The organism is uncultured Aquimarina sp. (assembly GCF_947496855.1).
Taxonomy (GTDB): Bacteria; Bacteroidota; Bacteroidia; order Flavobacteriales; family Flavobacteriaceae; genus Aquimarina.
On the sequence record NZ_CANMED010000005.1, the window covers coordinates 449,187 to 465,241 of the forward strand.

16 protein-coding genes are annotated in these 16,055 nt (G+C 33.7%); 9 read left to right on the forward strand and 7 right to left on the reverse strand.

Translation table 11 applies throughout. From position 1 onward, the window contains the following. Nucleotides 1-5 precede the first annotated feature (5 nt). From Q0921_RS16825 to hemA, 5 genes are read right to left on the reverse strand one after another with little or no spacing between them, the layout of a single operon-like run. Nucleotides 6-503, reverse strand: a complete 498-nt coding sequence (locus tag Q0921_RS16825; protein WP_299258906.1) for a hypothetical protein — start codon at nt 501-503, stop codon at nt 6-8. Beyond that, nucleotides 504-1,529, reverse strand: coding sequence for a uroporphyrinogen decarboxylase (gene hemE, locus Q0921_RS16830; protein ID WP_299258908.1), 1,026 nt, complete (start codon nt 1,527-1,529; stop codon nt 504-506). Beyond that, on the reverse strand, nt 1,526-2,188 hold the full coding sequence (locus Q0921_RS16835; RefSeq protein ID WP_299258910.1) for a uroporphyrinogen-III synthase: 663 nt from the start codon (nt 2,186-2,188) through the stop codon (nt 1,526-1,528). The genes hemE and Q0921_RS16835 overlap by 4 nt, the downstream gene beginning before the upstream one ends. Beyond that, nucleotides 2,189-3,103, reverse strand: coding sequence for a hydroxymethylbilane synthase (hemC, locus tag Q0921_RS16840; protein ID WP_299258912.1), 915 nt, complete (start codon nt 3,101-3,103; stop codon nt 2,189-2,191). After that, nucleotides 3,103-4,353, reverse strand: a complete 1,251-nt coding sequence (gene hemA / locus Q0921_RS16845) for a glutamyl-tRNA reductase (protein ID WP_299258914.1) — start codon at nt 4,351-4,353, stop codon at nt 3,103-3,105. Before hemA ends, hemC begins: the two co-directional genes overlap by 1 nt. Before the next feature lie 199 nt (nt 4,354-4,552). Between hemA and Q0921_RS16850 the strand changes: the two genes are divergently transcribed. Continuing rightward, nucleotides 4,553-5,443 carry an AraC family transcriptional regulator gene (locus Q0921_RS16850; protein WP_299258916.1) on the forward strand — a complete coding sequence of 297 codons (891 nt, stop codon included), beginning with the start codon at nt 4,553-4,555 and terminating at the stop codon, nt 5,441-5,443. Nucleotides 5,444-5,453: 10 nt separating this feature from the next. Here Q0921_RS16850 and Q0921_RS16855 read toward each other — a convergent pair whose 3' ends face one another. Further along, the gene (locus Q0921_RS16855; protein WP_299258918.1) at nt 5,454-5,627 is read right to left on the reverse strand and encodes a hypothetical protein; all 174 of its coding nucleotides are present in this window, start codon (nt 5,625-5,627) and stop codon (nt 5,454-5,456) included. Between the two features lie 241 nt (nt 5,628-5,868). Here Q0921_RS16855 and hemH point away from each other — a divergent pair, with 241 nt between their 5' ends. From hemH to Q0921_RS16880, 5 genes are all read left to right on the forward strand, one after another. Further along, nucleotides 5,869-6,906 (forward strand): ferrochelatase, encoded by a 1,038-nt coding sequence (gene hemH / locus Q0921_RS16860; RefSeq protein ID WP_299258920.1) that lies wholly within the window; start codon nt 5,869-5,871, stop codon nt 6,904-6,906. After that, a complete protein-coding gene (locus Q0921_RS16865; protein WP_299258921.1) occupies nt 6,906-8,294 on the forward strand; it encodes an MATE family efflux transporter in 1,389 nt (462 codons plus the stop codon). The genes hemH and Q0921_RS16865 overlap by 1 nt, the downstream gene beginning before the upstream one ends. Nucleotides 8,295-8,461: 167 nt before the next feature. After that, nucleotides 8,462-11,572, forward strand: coding sequence for a glycosyl hydrolase (locus tag Q0921_RS16870; protein WP_299258922.1), 3,111 nt, complete (start codon nt 8,462-8,464; stop codon nt 11,570-11,572). Then, nucleotides 11,573-12,124, forward strand: a complete 552-nt coding sequence (locus Q0921_RS16875) for a CopD family protein (protein WP_299258923.1) — start codon at nt 11,573-11,575, stop codon at nt 12,122-12,124. It begins immediately after the preceding gene. A gap of 21 nt (nt 12,125-12,145) precedes the next feature. Continuing rightward, nucleotides 12,146-12,700 carry a GNAT family N-acetyltransferase gene (locus Q0921_RS16880; RefSeq protein WP_299258925.1) on the forward strand — a complete coding sequence of 185 codons (555 nt, stop codon included), beginning with the start codon at nt 12,146-12,148 and terminating at the stop codon, nt 12,698-12,700. A 123-nt stretch (nt 12,701-12,823) separates the two neighbouring features. Here Q0921_RS16880 and Q0921_RS16885 read toward each other — a convergent pair whose 3' ends face one another. After that, a complete protein-coding gene (locus tag Q0921_RS16885) occupies nt 12,824-13,612 on the reverse strand; it encodes a reprolysin-like metallopeptidase (RefSeq protein ID WP_299258927.1) in 789 nt (262 codons plus the stop codon). Between the two features lie 356 nt (nt 13,613-13,968). Here Q0921_RS16885 and Q0921_RS16890 point away from each other — a divergent pair, with 356 nt between their 5' ends. The 3 genes from Q0921_RS16890 to nadD are packed head-to-tail and all read left to right on the forward strand — an operon-like array spanning nt 13,969 to nt 16,037. Further along, nucleotides 13,969-14,835, forward strand: a complete 867-nt coding sequence (locus Q0921_RS16890; protein WP_299258928.1) for a YicC/YloC family endoribonuclease — start codon at nt 13,969-13,971, stop codon at nt 14,833-14,835. Between the two features lie 36 nt (nt 14,836-14,871). Then, nucleotides 14,872-15,444 (forward strand): guanylate kinase, encoded by a 573-nt coding sequence (gmk, locus tag Q0921_RS16895; protein ID WP_299258929.1) that lies wholly within the window; start codon nt 14,872-14,874, stop codon nt 15,442-15,444. Nucleotides 15,445-15,455: 11 nt separating this feature from the next. Further along, entirely contained in the window at nt 15,456-16,037 is a 582-nt protein-coding gene (nadD, locus tag Q0921_RS16900; protein ID WP_299258931.1) for a nicotinate (nicotinamide) nucleotide adenylyltransferase, read from the forward strand. The last annotated feature ends 18 nt before the right edge of the window (nt 16,038-16,055 follow it).

The following is a 16,055-nucleotide window of genomic DNA, read 5'->3' on the forward strand; positions in this document are numbered from 1 at the left end:
AAATATTAGTCATTTTCATCAGAAAGATGAACCAAATCATCCTGAAACTGCTTTACTCCTTCTATATCTTTTATCAAATTAGCATTCTTTGTTTTTTCTTTTAAAAAAGCAACTGTTTCTTCTTCAGAAGCACTGCTTAAACTCTTAAAATATAATCTTCCTAATCTGTTATTATGCAAATCCATCGCCTCTGCTATGGCTTTATTTGGTGCTAACTTTTCGTGTAAATCAGTAATTTTTTGAGTCCAAACAATGGATTTTTTTTCATTTTTAGAATGTATATAGGTCTTTTGACAGATCAATATATTCCACAGGGCATGTCTAAATGCATTTGCTTTTCCATTCTTATGATGTGCTTTTCCAAACAAGGAATCACAAATAATCATTGTTCTTTTAGTAGCTCTTAACGTAGGAATTATATACCACGGATTCTGAAGTAATAGTCTCGACAATCTAAATAACTGTCTAATGCTAAACCGTTTAATAATATTCCTAATCTTCATTTACACCCTATATTCCTTTACAGCATCTACAAAAGCTCTAGCGTTTTCAACAGGGATGTTTGGTAAAATTCCATGTCCTAGATTCGCAATATATCGGTCTTTACCAAATTCATCGATCATCTGTTTCACCATCTTTTTAATCTCTGATGGAGGTGATAACAATCGAGAAGGGTCAAAATTACCTTGCAATGTTATATTTCCACCAGTAAGATATCGAGCATTTCTGGCAGAACAGGTCCAATCTACTCCTAATGCAGCAGCCCCTGAGTTAGCCATTTCATTCAATGCAAACCAGCATCCTTTACCAAATACAATGACCTCTGTTTCATCTTTTAATGCATCAACAATTTGCTGAATATATTTCCAAGAAAACTCCTGATAATCTACTGGAGAAAGCATTCCTCCCCAACTATCAAATACCTGAACCGCATTGACTCCGGTAGCTACTTTCTTCTTTAAGTAAGCAATTGTAGTATCCGTAATTTTCTGTAACAACTGATGTGCAGCCTGTGGCTGAGTAAAACAAAATTCTTTGGCTTTATCAAAATTCTTAGAACCTTGTCCTTGTACCGCATAACATAATATGGTCCAAGGTGATCCTGCAAAACCAATTAAAGGAACTCTGTTATCGAGTTTTTCTTTAGTCATCTTGATTGCATCCATCACATATCCTAATTCTTCATCAATATCCGGAACGATCACCTGATCTACATCTGCTTGTGATCGAATTGGTTTTGGTAACCAAGGACCAATTCCATCTTTCATTTCCACTTCTATATTCATGGCTTGCGGAATTACTAAAATGTCACTGAATAATATAGCAGCATCTGGACCTATAATATCAATAGGTTGTACTGTGATTTCTGATGCTAGCTCGGGTGTTCTGCATCGAGTAAAGAAATCATATTTCTTCTTTAACGCCATAAATTCCGGTAAATATCTTCCCGCCTGACGCATCATCCATACTGGCGGGCGATCAACAGTTTCTCCTTTTAAAGCTCTTAAGAATAAATCGTTTTTTATCATATCCGTTTATCAAAGTATTTAACTGCCTGAACGATCACATTCTCTACAGTTGGTTTGTTAGCAACAATAATATTGTTTGTATAATTTTTAGCTTCAGAAGCTGTAGTATTTCCAATACAAAAAGCCGTACTCGTATCCATTATATTATTAGAAATATAACTCTGTATTCCTGATGGACTAAAAAATAATATTCCATCAAATTTGCGATCAAACTTCTTAGATTTTATATGTGTTTTATATACCATTACCTCCTCCATTTTAATCTTATTTTCTTTTAAAATTAATGGTAATTCGTCTCTTCTCAGGTTTCCACAAAAAAAATAAAATTGTTCGTTTTTATAGTTTTTTGCAATAATTTTGCCTAATTCTGAAGCATTTTGAGCCATTTCTACAACTTTTTGCCCATTTTTTTCTAAAAATTTTTTAGTGTTTGCTCCTACACAGAAACAATTCTCTATATTTAAATCTGAATTATGAATAGCCTTTACCGCATTTTTGCTGGTAAAAATAGCGCACGCTATATCACGATTAAATTCGATATCCAGTAACTCAATTTCAATTGCATTATATTCAACAAATCCGATTCCAGAATTTAGTAACAACTCTTTTTGAGCTGTAGCGAGTTTTTTTGTGGATAATATGGAGTAATTAGAACTCAATTATTTTAAATCTGCTTTAATCTTCTTCATTAATTGTTTTCCTCCATTATTTAAAACCTCTATAGCGCATTGTTTCCCAAAATCTATTCTATCCTCAATCTCAACTATTTTATTAACCTCAATTTTATCTTTTCCATCCAAACTGAATAAAACTCCTGTAAAATGGATTTGATCTCCTCTAATTTCAGCTAAAGCACCAATAGGAGCTGTACAACCGCCTTCTAATTCTCTAAGAAATTCTCTTTCTATATGCACACAAATTTTAGAATTTGTATGATCCAGATGCGAAAGCGCTTCCAAACAATACGAATCTTTTTCTTTGGCAACAACCAGCATCGCTCCTTGCGCTGGAGCCGGAGTCATCCAATCTAGATCCACATACTCTTTAGGCTTTAGGTTTATTCTTTCTAATCCCGCAGCAGCAAAAATAGCTCCATTCCAGTCACTACTATTTAACTTTTGGATTCTGGTATTTACATTACCTCTTAAATCTACTACTTTATGATTGGGAAATTTATGTAACCATTGTGCTTGTCTTCTTAAGCTACCTGTAGCGATAGTTCCTTCTCCATCTAGGAAATCTAACCCTTTATGCAAAAGAATATCCAGTACGTTAGCACGTTCTAAAACCGCTGCTTCGACAATACCTTTTGGCAAAGCCGTTGGAACATCTTTCATAGAGTGAACCGCAATATCAATATCATTATTGATCATTGCAATATCCAGAGTTTTTGTAAAAATCCCTGTAATTCCTAATTCATATAATGGTTTATCTAGGACAATGTCTCCTGTAGATTTTACAGGAACTAAAGTTGTATGATAGCCTAGGTCTTCTAGTGTATTCTTTACTGTATGAGCTTGCCAAAGTGCTAACTCACTATCTCGGGTACCAATGCGGATTGTTTTATCTTGCACTATTTATTCTGTATTTGGAATACTTTCTGAATCAGTTCAATGCTTTCATCACAAGAGGTGTTTTCATCCTTTAGATGACTAGCGAAATGATTTGTAATTTTTTGGATAATGCGATCACTAATAATTGTAGCCTGCTCTTCATTAAAATCAGAAATCTTTTTTCGTTGTAAATTAATTTCTGCTTCTTTAAAAGAAGCTAGTTTGTTTTTTAGTGCTTTTATAGTTGGCGCAAATTTTCTAGTTTCCATCCAGCTATCAAATTCTGATCTAACTTCATCGATAATAGCTTCTGCTTTAGGGATATGGACTCTTCTGCGCTGCAAAGTATCATCTGTTATTTTAGATAAGTCATCCATATGTACTAAAGTCACATTTGGTAACTCTGTAACATTAGTATCCACATTTTTTGGCACAGATAAATCCAATATAAGCATTGGTTTATCGGTGCTGATACTATCTTTAGTAATAGTAGGTTTTTGAGCACCTGTTGCTACGATTAGCACATCAGAATGGTTCACCTCTTCTTTCAGGTTATCAAAATCTTTAACTACAAGATTAAATTTTCCTGCTACTTTTTCTGCCTTATCTCTTGTCCTGTTAATTAAAACAATATGATCATTTTTGGTATGTTTTACTAAATTTTCACAAGTGTTTCTCCCAATTTTTCCAGTACCAAAAAGTAATATGTTCTTATCTGTTACATATGGTACTCTAGCAAGAATATATTGTACTGCGGCAAAACTTACTGAAGTAGCTCCGCTAGAGATTTCTGTTTCGTTCTTAATACGTTTACTTGCCTGAATAACTGCATTAGTCAATCGTTCTAAAAACGGGCTGATCATTTGTATTTTTTTCGATGCTTTAAAACCAGTTTTTATTTGGCCTATGATTTCAAAATCTCCTAAAATCTGGCTATCTAATCCTGTTCCTACTTTAAAAAAGTGTTCTACAGCCTTTCCGTTTTTATGTACATAGGCAACTTTTTCGAATTCTTCAACAGTACCGTGTGTATGTTCACATAAAAGTTTTATTAACTGAAAAGGATGTTGAGCAAAGCCATATAACTCTGTACGATTGCATGTAGACATTACCAAAAGGCCTTCAATTCCTTCTTCTTTTGCTTGTTTTAAAATAGTCGTTTTTGCCTCCTCGTTTATACTGAAATGTCCACGTATTTCAGCATCAGCTTTTTTATAGCTAAGACCGATTGTATAAAAATTTGCTCCTTTGGTACGTAGATGAGACTCCATTGGGTTATTTCAATTTTTCCGTAGCAAAAATATCCCAGATCAGGTTTAAAAAATAACGCTAGGAGTTTTTTAAGTATCGAAAAGCGTTGTTTGCACCACCAAATATGTAAAATCGGGTAAAAACACCTATTTTTGTATGAGTCCCAAAGATTATCATTTAAATTGTTTAGATTTATTCTAAATAAATACTTTAACAAACATGGAGATACAGCTAAAAAATAACGCTTCAGGAATTCTAGAAGAGACCATTATAGAAGAGGGTTTTTATATTCTCAAATTTCAAAACGAAACTAATGATAATCAGCGTATTATAAGAGATATTAATAGTAGCTATATTCAGTTTCACTTCTGTGTAAAAGGTATTATGAAGTTTAATTTTAACAACGGAAGTTACGCAATACCTTTATCAGAAAAAAAATCACTTTTACTCTACAATCCTCAACGAGATCTACCTATGAATCTAGAAATGGAAAAGGATTCTTGGTTAGTATCTCTTTTGATTTCTATTAAAAAGTTTCATTCTTTGTTTTCGAGAGAAGCAGATTATATTCCATTTCTTGGAGAAGGCAATCGTGATAAAAAATACTACACCGATGCTGACATTCCTCCCTCTATGACCGTGGTTCTTAACCAAATACTAAGTTACAACTTACACAAATCTATTAAGTTATTATATTTTAAAGGTAAAGCCTATGAATTATTAAGTCTATACTTTAACAAGCCAGAAGATGCAGATATAGATCAGTGTCCATTTCTGGTTGATGAAGAAAATGTTCTTAAAATTAAACAGGCTAAAGAAATTATTATTTCTAGAATGGCAGAACCTCCTACTCTCCAAGAATTATCAAAAGAAATTGGATTGCCCCTAAGCAAACTTAAAGATGGGTTTAAACAAATATATGGAGAACCCGTTTATGCTTTTTTATTTGATTATAAAATGGAAGTTGCTCGCCAATTACTTGCCACAGGAAGTCACAATGTTAACGAAGTTGGGTTAAAAGTAGGATATAGCACCGCAAGCCATTTTATAGCTGCTTTTAAAAAGAAATTTGGCACCACACCTAAAAAATATGTGATGAACTTAAGTTAATTACAAATCTTTAGGATTTGTTAACAGGAATTCCCTCTCCTTTTTGTAGTGAAACTATCGAATCATACATTCCTCTATCATTTTCTTCTTTATCCACTAATACGGATACAAACTCGAAATTCTCCAATAATTCTAAAACAAAGGGTAATTTGTCCTTTTCGACGTCTACAATAATACGTTTCATTTCATTGCTTTTTTGATCTTATAAAAATAAGAAAATATTATTTGGGAACTTCTAGTTTATAATATTTTAACTTGGATAATAAGTTTCTTTATATTTAAGAATATTAACCTGTTTAAAAAATCTTTTTGATATTTAATTTAACTATCAAATACATGATACAATTATCAATAAGTCTTATTATAATTTTATGATCTATCCATAGAATAGTTTGTATTTTTACCCTTCGAAAAAGAAAAAATTTATGAGTAAAGGTGTACTTCTTGTCAACTTAGGTTCTCCCGATAGTACTAATCCAAAAGACGTAAAGAAATATCTTGGTGAATTTTTAATGGATCCTAGAGTTATTGATGTTCCATTATGGGCAAGAACGTTGTTGGTAAAAGGAATTATTCTGAATACAAGGCCGAAAAAATCTGCTGCTGCCTACAAAAAAATATGGTGGGATGAAGGTTCTCCTTTGATTGTTCTTTCTGAAAGATTACAGAAAAAAGTTGCAGAACGAACACCAATTCCGGTTGGTTTAGCAATGCGATATGGTGCTATGAGTATCAAAAAAGGATTGCAAAAACTGCACGAAAAAGGAGTTGATGAAGTTTTAATCATTCCATTATATCCACAGTTCGCGATGGCAACTACAGAAACAATTTTGGTACTTGCGGAAGAACTACGAAAAGAACATTTTCCTCATATGAAGTTGGCAGATATACCTGCTTTTTATAATAAACCATCTTACATAGAAGTACTATCCAAGAGTATTGCTGAAAAAATAAATGATCTGGATTACGAACATTTATTATTCTCATATCACGGTGTTCCCGAAAGACATATCAGAAAAAGCGACATTAGCAACGGAAACTGCAAAATGGACGGGAAGTGTTGCTTTAAAAAAGGATCAGTACAACACGAGTTCTGTTATCGTCATCAATGTGAGATAACAACGGTACAAGTGGCTAAAAAATTAGGTCTTAAAAACGGCACTTATTCTACCTCATTTCAATCTAGACTAGGATTTGATCCTTGGTTACAACCCTATACTGACAGAACTATTGAAAGAATGGGCAAAGAAGGCATTAAAAAGATGGCCATTGTCACTCCTGCATTTGTATCTGATTGTCTAGAGACTTTAGAAGAAATAGCTATGGAAGGTGAAGAAATCTTTCACGAAGTTGGAGGAAAAGAATTCACCACAATTCCTTGCCTAAATGATCGTGATGATTGGGCTTATGTAATAGGAAATTGGATAAATGAATGGGTAGAAGTTAAAACTCCCGTCCTGTAATGGCGAAAGTAAGCTCTGAAGCTTTAGGAACACAACCTATTGGTAAACTTCTAATCCAACAGGCAGTTCCTGCATCTATTGGAATATTAGTCATGTCCTTAAATATGATTGTTGACACCGCTTTCTTAGGTAATTGGATAGGTGGACTCGCTATTTCAGCAGTGCAAGTAGTGCTTCCATTTACCTTTTTTATTGGAGCTATCGGTTTAGCAATTGGTATTGGTGGTAGTTCAGTATTATCTAGAGCACTAGGCTCTGGTGATCATGATAAAGCTCTAAGAGTTTTTGGAAATCAAACAACGCTTACTTTTTTAATTTCTGGTTCACTAGCGCTGGTAGGATTAATTTTTCAAGATTTTTTTATTAGTTTTCTGGGAGCTGATGACTCTTTTAAAGACTACGCTCTTATCTATTACAGAATTGTTCTGTATGGAATTGTTATGCTATCCATGTGTATGATGGGTAATAATGTTATTCGTGCAGAAGGTAAACCAAAATTCGCAATGGTAGCCATGATATTACCGGCTATCGGTAACATTTTTCTAGACTACCTCCTTATTAATATAATGGGATATGGCATGGAAGGAGCAGCTTGGGCTACTTTTATTAGTTATGCAATCTGCTTTGGTTTTATTCTCTGGTTTTTTATTGCTAAAAGTGAACTACGACTAAACTTAGAATGCATTAAATTAAAAAAGAATATTGTAAATGAAATAAGTGGTCTGAGCTTCGTTACCTTAGCCAGACAGGGTACTATAGCAATACTTGGAATTCTTTTAAACAACGTTCTTGGTACTTATGGTGATGAACTAGATATTGCATCCTATGGAATTATAAGAACTGTACTCATGTTTGCTTTGTTTCCAGTAATTGGAGTTAATCAAGGCTTTATGCCCATTGCCGGATTTAACTATGGCGCTAATAAATTTCAAAGAGTACGAGAATCTATTAACACTTCTATTACCTATGGAGGAATATTGGCGATTTTGATATTTATTATTATTATGGTGTTCCCTCAGGAATTTATCTCAATTTTTGTTAGCACAAAAGAGTCACTAGATCCCAAAACACTTGCTGACAATAAAGAAATTTTAAGACGAACTCCTTCAGCATTGAGATTAGTATTCCTCGCAACCCCAGTGATCATAGTACAACTTATAGGATCTGCGTATTTCCAATCCATAGGAAAAGTAATACCTGCATTATTATTGAGTCTTACCAAACAAGGGTTCTTTTTAATTCCACTTATCCTACTATTACCTTCATTTCTTGGAGTTTTAGGAGTTTGGATTGCATTTCCAATAGCAGATGTACTCTCGACAATTCTTACAGGCTATTATCTAAATAGAGAGGTAAGAAAAACGTTAGCACTCCCTAAAACTGCTTAATAAAATTCCTTAAGAAATAAGCTAGAAATTAAACACGGAAAACTACTAAGGTTAAATTTACGTGAAAATCTTTCTCAATAGCCATTTATTCCAGATTTTAGTAGGCCATCAAATCTACTTATTATGAATTTTTACTACGCTAAGGCCTAAACTATAAACTCAACTAGATGTACTCAAAAATTTTGAAACTCACATTGCTTGCCTTTCTTATAATCGGCAATTTCTCATCATTAAACGCACAAACGTATAACAAGGAGTTATATAATGCATTAGAATATCGCTTAGTCGGCCCATTTAGAGGTGGTCGTAGTGCTGCAGTAACCGGGGTTCCTGGTAAACCAAATCTATTTTATTTTGGCGCCACTGGTGGTGGAGTATGGAAAACAAACGATGGTGGTCGTACCTGGGAAAATATATCTGATGGTTTTTTTGGTGGATCCATTGGTTCAATTTCAGTTTCTAAAAGTGATCCTAATGTAATCTATGTTGGTGGTGGCGAAAAAACACTTCGGGGTAATGTATCTTCGGGTTATGGAGTTTGGAAAAGTGTTGATGCCGGAAAAACTTGGATCCAATCTGGTCTTCCTAAAAGTAGACATATACCAAGAATAGCAATTCATCCAACCAATCCAGATATAGTATATGCTGGAGTTTTAGGAAACATCTATAAACCCACTCAAAATCGTGGGGTTTATAAAAGTATTGATGGAGGAAAAACTTGGAACAAAGTATTATTTGCCAATCAGGATGCCGGAGCGGTTGATCTTACACTGGACCCTAATAATCCAAGGATTTTATACGCTTCTACTTGGAATGCAAGAAGAACACCTTACAGTCTAAGTTCTGGAGGCAATGGCTCTGCTTTATGGAAAAGTACAGATAGCGGAAAAACATGGAAAGAAATATCAAAAAATAAAGGTTTTGCAAAAGATACCTTAGGAATTATGGGAGTAACTGTTTCTCCTGTTAATAGTGAAAGAATTTGGGCAATTGTAGAAAATAAGGAAAAAGGAGGAGTTTATCGAAGTGATGATGGTGGCGAGACTTGGAGCCAACTTAATAGTGACCGTAGTCTTCGTCAACGTGCCTGGTATTACAGTCGTATATACGCAGATCCTAAAGATAAAGATGTGGTATATGTCGTAAACGTATCGTATCATAAAAGTAAAGACGGCGGAAAGAATTTCAGTAGCTTCAGAGCACCACATGGGGATCATCATGATCTATGGATTGCACCCGAAAACCCATCACGAATGATTATTGGCGATGATGGTGGCGCACAAATAACCTATGATGGTGGTGAGACGTGGAGTACTTATCACAATCAACCTACTTCTCAATTTTATCGTGTGACTACCGATAATAGTTTCCCTTACAGAATTTATGCTGCCCAACAAGATAATTCTACTATTAGAATTAATCACAGAAGTACTGGATGGTCTATATCCGAAGACGATTGGGAATCTACAGCTGGTGGAGAATCTGCTCATATTGCTATAGATCCAAAGGATAATGATGTCGTATATGGTGGTAGTTATGATGGTTTTTTAACTAGAGTAAATCACAAAACCGAAACCGTAAGATCAATTAGTGTTTGGCCTGATAATCCAATGGGACATGGTGCAGAGGACATGAAATATCGTTTTCAATGGAATTTCCCTATTATGTTTTCAAAACATAATCCAAATAGACTATATACTTTTTCGAATCAAGTTCACGTAACTGAAAACGAAGGTCAGAGTTGGGAAGTAATAAGTCCTGATCTTACCCGAAATGACCCCGATAAACTAAAATCTTCAGGAGGTCCAATTACTCAAGATAATACTTCAGTAGAATATTACTGTACAATTTTTGCTGCCGCGGAAAGTCCTCTTAAAGAAGGCTTATTGTGGACGGGAAGTGATGATGGTTTAGTTCATATAAGTCAAGATGGTGGGAAAAACTGGAATAACGTAACTCCTAAAGGTATGCCAGAATGGATGATGATTAATAGTATAGAGCCAAGTAGTTTTGATGAAGGCACTTGCTACATTGCTGGTACACGTTATAAATCAGGAGATTTTGCACCCTATCTTTACAAAACTACTAATTATGGAAAGTCTTGGACAAAAATTACAACAGGAATAAATAGTGAACATTTTACCAGAGTACTTCGTGCTGATCCTAAAAGAAAAGGACTACTTTATGCAGGTACCGAAACTGGAATGTATATTTCTTTTGATGATGGCTCTAATTGGAAATCGTTTCAATTGAATCTTCCTATTGTTCCTATTACGGATTTGACTCTAAAAGACAACAATTTAATAGTTGCAACGCAAGGAAGAAGTCTTTGGATCATTGACGATCTTACAGTTATTCATCAATTAAATAGTAAAATAGCAAATCAAGATAATGTACTGTTTAAACCAAAAGACACGTATCGAATGAGTGGCGGTAGCCGAAAAGGTTCTAAAACTGAAGGGATTAATCATCCTAGTGGAGTAATTACGTATTTCAATCTTAAAAACTTTGACAAGAAAAAAGATACTATTTCGCTTACTTATTTTAATAAAAAAGGAGATACTATTAAATCATTTGCCACAAGTGCTAAAGAGAAGAAGGACCAGTTAGTTGATTTAAAAAAGGGAGCCAACCAATTTAACTGGAATATGCGTGGTGATGGTGCTGAAAAACTAAAAGGAATGATTTTATGGTGGGCAAATCTTGATGGCCCTAAAGCAGTTCCCGGTACTTACAAAGTGAATCTAAATGTAAACGGAACAGTAATTTCTCAGCCATTTACAATCCTTCCTGATCCTCGAGCAGAAGCTACTCCACAACAAATGCAACAGCAATTTGATTTTATAACTAGTGTAAATAAAACAGTGGATAAAGCTCATCAATCCATCAAAAAAATTAAAAAAATTAATGACCAATTAAAATCATTCTCAACACAGTATAAAGATGATGAGAAAACAAAAGATTTAGTTGTAAAAGCTAAAGATCTTCAGAAACAATTTGGTGAAATTGAAAAAGCATTATATCAAACTAAAAACAGTAGTGGTCAGGATCCTTTAAATTTTCCTATTAAACTAACTAATAAGCTTGGACATCTAAATTCGTTAGTAGGAATGGGAGATTTTGGACCGACAGTACAGGATATTGCAGTAAAAAACGAATTAACGCAACAAATCAATGAACAGCTTACCGCTTTTGACAAATTAATTTCTGAGGAAATAAAAAGCTTTAATTCAGAATTCAATACCTTGCAACTTAATTATCTTTTTGTAGAAGAATAAATGCAAGAATACTATAACTATATAAAAGCCCTGCATCTTATCTTTGTGATTACATGGTTTGCAGGGCTCTTTTATATTCCAAGATTATTTATATATCAGATCGAAGCTTCGCAAAAACCTTCTCCTGATAAGGAAATACTAGGCAATCAACTAAAACTAATGGCAAAACGTCTCTGGTATATCATTACTTGGCCATCTGCAATATTAGCAACAACCTTTGCTATTTGTTTATTAATTTTGAGACCTATTTTACTAGAACTGCCTTGGATGCACGTAAAATTGGGCTTCATTGTTTTGCTTTTTTTCTATCATTTGAAAAGCCATCAAATTTTCAAACAACTCCAAATTGGTATTATAAAATGGTCTTCTAACCAAATGAGATTATGGAATGAAGGAGCCACTATTATCCTCTTTGCTGTTATATTTTTAGTAATCGTTAGAGACGCTGTTAATTGGATTTATGGAGTTATTGGAATTTTGTTACTTGCTGTTTTATTAATGTTAGGTATAAAATTGTACAAAAGAATAAGAGATAAAAATCCAGATGCGTAAGATAAATTTTGAATTCTAGAGTTGAGTTTCCTTACAAAAACATATAAAGCTAAGAATGGGCAGTCTATCACTATCAGGCAAGCCGTATCTGATGATGCCGAAAAACTAGTAAAGCTCAAACTAGCATATCTAAAAAATACCGAAAGTTTACCCTTGTTTGCAAATGAATACCCAAACGATATTAATCAAGAAAGAGATATGATCGAACGGTATCAATCGGAAAACAACAGTATTATTCTGGTGGCCGTTTCTAAAGACAAGATTATTGGAAATATTGATCTTACTGGAAGTTGGAGAAAAAAGATGCAACATACAGCCGTTATTGGAATGGGAATTCACACGCAATGGCAAAATAGAGGTATTGGAACTTTATTACTGCAAAATAGTATCGACTGGGCACGAGAAAATCAAATTTTGAAAACAATCTGGCTAGAAGTATATGCCAATAATGCATCGGGAGTTGCTTTATATAAAAAAATGAATTTCCAACAATCAGGAATTATCCCTAACTTCTTTCTGGAAAACGAAGTATTCCTTGATAAAATTATAATGTCTAGAGAAGTTTCTGATAATTAAGAGAAGAACATTATACCGATTTTATCTCTCTAGAATCATATCATTACACTTTTGAAATACATGATAAAAAAACTGCCTTCTGTAAAAAGGCAGTTTATAAAGCTTCAATAATTTAATCTATTTCTATCGACACAATCTATTATTTCTATTACTATACATACGTCTTACTGCTCTAGCATCATTATTAGATACTCGTCTTGCATTAAACACCACACTAGGGTTTGAACCAGAAGTCATAATTGAATTAGGATCACCAACTGGTGTTCCAGGAACAAGCGTTCCTAATAGGTCTTGTTCTGCATGAACAAACCCTATATTATGTCCAATTTCATGGGCCAATATATTCCCCCATTCTCTAGCAGTTACGGCATCTCCATCGATACTAGGCTCATTAAGATTTAAGATAATTCGACCGCCTTCTCTTCCATTAGTAGGAAACTCTCCTAGGCCCCAACCACCAATTTCACCTGGTCCTGCTAATCTCACGATAATATCTGGATTGTTAGTCACTGGAATCAGGTTTAACGTTGTATTGTTAAGCCTATTCCATAAATTGATGCCTCTCTGAAAACCTCTTCCAGCAGCATTATTTCCCAGATTATTCTGAATACGAATATTCCCGACTCTATTACAGTTCACAATTCCAAAAAAAGCTTGTTTTTGAAAATCATCTTTTTTTAATGTTTCATCAGTAATAAAAATATCCCCATCTACAATATACCCTCCTTTAGAAGATATAATTGATGTTTCTTTAATATCAAACCCCATACTTTCCAGTTTTGACAAAACCTCAGCAGGTATCTTTTGTTGGCTTAAAATAGTTTCCTTAGGAACATCGTTGTCCACATCGTTTGTACATTGAACTATGCTAATAGCCAAAAGAATTAATAAAGCAAATTTTAAAGTTTTCATAAGTTTGTGTAATTTAAGTTGACTTTAAAAATAAGGATAACAACTTTATAAACAACACTATATATTACCTTCTTATGGCTTTATTTTAACAAAATTGATTTTTTATCATATAAATAAAGATCTGAAACAATCTAAATTTCTAAAAAAATTGTGTTTTTTCTAACCCTCCATTATTTATTAACTAAGAACATATTGAACTATTACTTCTTAATTACTACATTAACAAAATCGTCATGTCTAGAGAGGTAAAATAATTAAAACCATCTAGATCACACCTAAAATCATTCTCAAGAGCTTCACCTCACTACTTTTATGTATCTTCGTGTAATTTTTTAATCGAGTACTGATATAAGCATATGATCAAATCCATGACAGGTTTTGGGAAGTCAATCCTTCAGCTTCCTACAAAGAAAATCACTATTGAGGTAAAATCCTTAAATAGCAAAAACTTAGACCTTAACGCAAGAATTCCATCTCAATACCGCGAAAAGGAATTAGAGATGCGTAAAACCATTGCCAAAACTCTAGAAAGAGGAAAAGTAGATTTCGGTTTATATGTAGAAGTTACTGCAGAAGAAAACTCGACAAAAATCAACGAATCTATTGTAAAAGATTATATGAAGCAATTAGGCTCCATATCCCAATATGCAAAACAAGAGGAGTTGGAGTTGATAAAAATGGCTGTTCGTATGCCAGATGCTTTAAAAACTGAACGAGCGGAGGTTGACGAAACAGAATTTGAAGCAATAAAAGGTGGTCTAACTGAAGCTCTGGAAGCTATCGAAAACTATAGACTTGATGAAGGAAAAGCTTTGGAAAAAGACTTTATCACTCGAATTAAAAATATTAGCGATTTATTAGAGAAAGTTATTGAAATTGATCCGGAACGTATTGAGGTTGTTCGAGAAAGATTACATAAAGCCGTTTCTGAATTAAAAGAGCAAGTGGATGAAAACCGGTTTGAACAAGAATTGGTATACTATCTAGAAAAATTTGATATTACAGAGGAAAAAGTAAGGCTTGCGAATCACGTAGAATATTTTACAACTACGCTTAATTCTAAAGACTCTAATGGTAAAAAATTAGGTTTCATCACACAAGAAATTGGTCGTGAGATTAATACAATAGGTAGTAAATCTAATTACGCACCTATGCAACAATTAGTAGTTCAGATGAAAGATGAATTAGAGAAGATCAAAGAGCAGTTACTTAATATTTTATAACATAGAAACTGTATAGTTGCGAAACTAGGAGATATTATGAACACAGGAAAACTTATCGTATTGTCTGCACCATCCGGCAGTGGAAAAACTACTTTAGTTAAATATTTATTACACAACGAGAAATTGAATTTAGATTTCTCTATATCTGCTGCTTCTAGAGAACCTCGTGGAGGGGAAGTACATGGAAAGGATTATTATTTCCTGTCACTTAGAGAGTTCAAGGATAAGATCAAAGCAGATGAATTTCTGGAGTGGGAAGAAGTATACCGTGATAATTTTTATGGAACACTGAAAACAGAGGTACAACGTATTTGGGATAAAGGAAAGCACGTAATTTTTGATATTGATGTTGTTGGTGGACTCGATATTAAAAGAATCTATCCGGATAGAACACTTGCTATTTTTGTAAAACCACCAAGTATCGAAGAATTAAAAATCCGATTAAAGAAACGTAAAACTGAGTCTGAAGATAAAATCAATATGCGAGTTGCTAAAGCCTCTACAGAGCTAGCAACGGCTCCACAATTTGATGCTATCATAACTAATGACGATCTAGAAAAAGCAAAGGCAGAAGTGCTTCAATTAGTCAAGAAATTTATTGTAGACTAACCCTGTATCTTATGAGGAAAATAGGTTTATATTTCGGAACATTTAATCCTATTCATATAGGTCATTTGGCTATTGCGAATCATATGGCAGAATATTCTGATCTAGATGAAATCTGGATGGTAGTAACTCCGCATAATCCGTTTAAAAAGAAAAGTTCTTTATTGGATAATATGCACCGTCTGGAAATGGTATATCGCGCCACAGAATCCTATCCTAAACTAAAACCAAGCGATATAGAATTCAAACTACCACAACCAAATTACACAGTAAATACATTAGTTTATCTACAAGAAAAACAGCCTGATTATCAGTTTAATTTGATTATGGGTGAAGATAATTTAAAAAGTTTCCATAAATGGAAAAATTATGAAGCTATACTAGAAAATCACCATGTCTATGTATATCCAAGGGTTTCTGAAGGAGTAACCGAACATCAATTTAAGAATCATCCAAAAATTCATAGCGTAAACGCTCCAATCATGGAAATATCTTCGACTTTTATAAGAAAAGCTATCCCTGAAGATAAAAATATTAAACCCTTACTCCCAAAAGAGGTATGGGAATATATTGATGAAATGAATTTTTACAGATAACTATAAATAAGTCGACCT

Excerpts from the sequence above, each read along its gene's own strand:
- Q0921_RS16825 (WP_299258906.1), bottom strand. The coding sequence starts at position 503 with ATGAAGATTAGGAATATTATTAAACGGTTTAGCATTAGACAGTTATTT.
- hemE (WP_299258908.1), bottom strand. The coding sequence starts at position 1,529 with ATGATAAAAAACGATTTATTCTTAAGAGCTTTAAAAGGAGAAACTGTT.
- hemA (WP_299258914.1), bottom strand. The coding sequence starts at position 4,353 with ATGGAGTCTCATCTACGTACCAAAGGAGCAAATTTTTATACAATCGGT.
- Q0921_RS16850 (WP_299258916.1), top strand. The coding sequence starts at position 4,553 with ATGGAGATACAGCTAAAAAATAACGCTTCAGGAATTCTAGAAGAGACC.
- Q0921_RS16855 (WP_299258918.1), bottom strand. The coding sequence starts at position 5,627 with ATGAAACGTATTATTGTAGACGTCGAAAAGGACAAATTACCCTTTGTT.
- hemH (WP_299258920.1), top strand. The coding sequence starts at position 5,869 with ATGAGTAAAGGTGTACTTCTTGTCAACTTAGGTTCTCCCGATAGTACT.
- Q0921_RS16865 (WP_299258921.1), top strand. The coding sequence starts at position 6,906 with ATGGCGAAAGTAAGCTCTGAAGCTTTAGGAACACAACCTATTGGTAAA.
- Q0921_RS16870 (WP_299258922.1), top strand. The coding sequence starts at position 8,462 with ATGTACTCAAAAATTTTGAAACTCACATTGCTTGCCTTTCTTATAATC.
- Q0921_RS16875 (WP_299258923.1), top strand. The coding sequence starts at position 11,573 with ATGCAAGAATACTATAACTATATAAAAGCCCTGCATCTTATCTTTGTG.
- Q0921_RS16885 (WP_299258927.1), bottom strand. The coding sequence starts at position 13,612 with ATGAAAACTTTAAAATTTGCTTTATTAATTCTTTTGGCTATTAGCATA.
- Q0921_RS16890 (WP_299258928.1), top strand. The coding sequence starts at position 13,969 with ATGATCAAATCCATGACAGGTTTTGGGAAGTCAATCCTTCAGCTTCCT.
- gmk (WP_299258929.1), top strand. The coding sequence starts at position 14,872 with ATGAACACAGGAAAACTTATCGTATTGTCTGCACCATCCGGCAGTGGA.
- nadD (WP_299258931.1), top strand. The coding sequence starts at position 15,456 with ATGAGGAAAATAGGTTTATATTTCGGAACATTTAATCCTATTCATATA.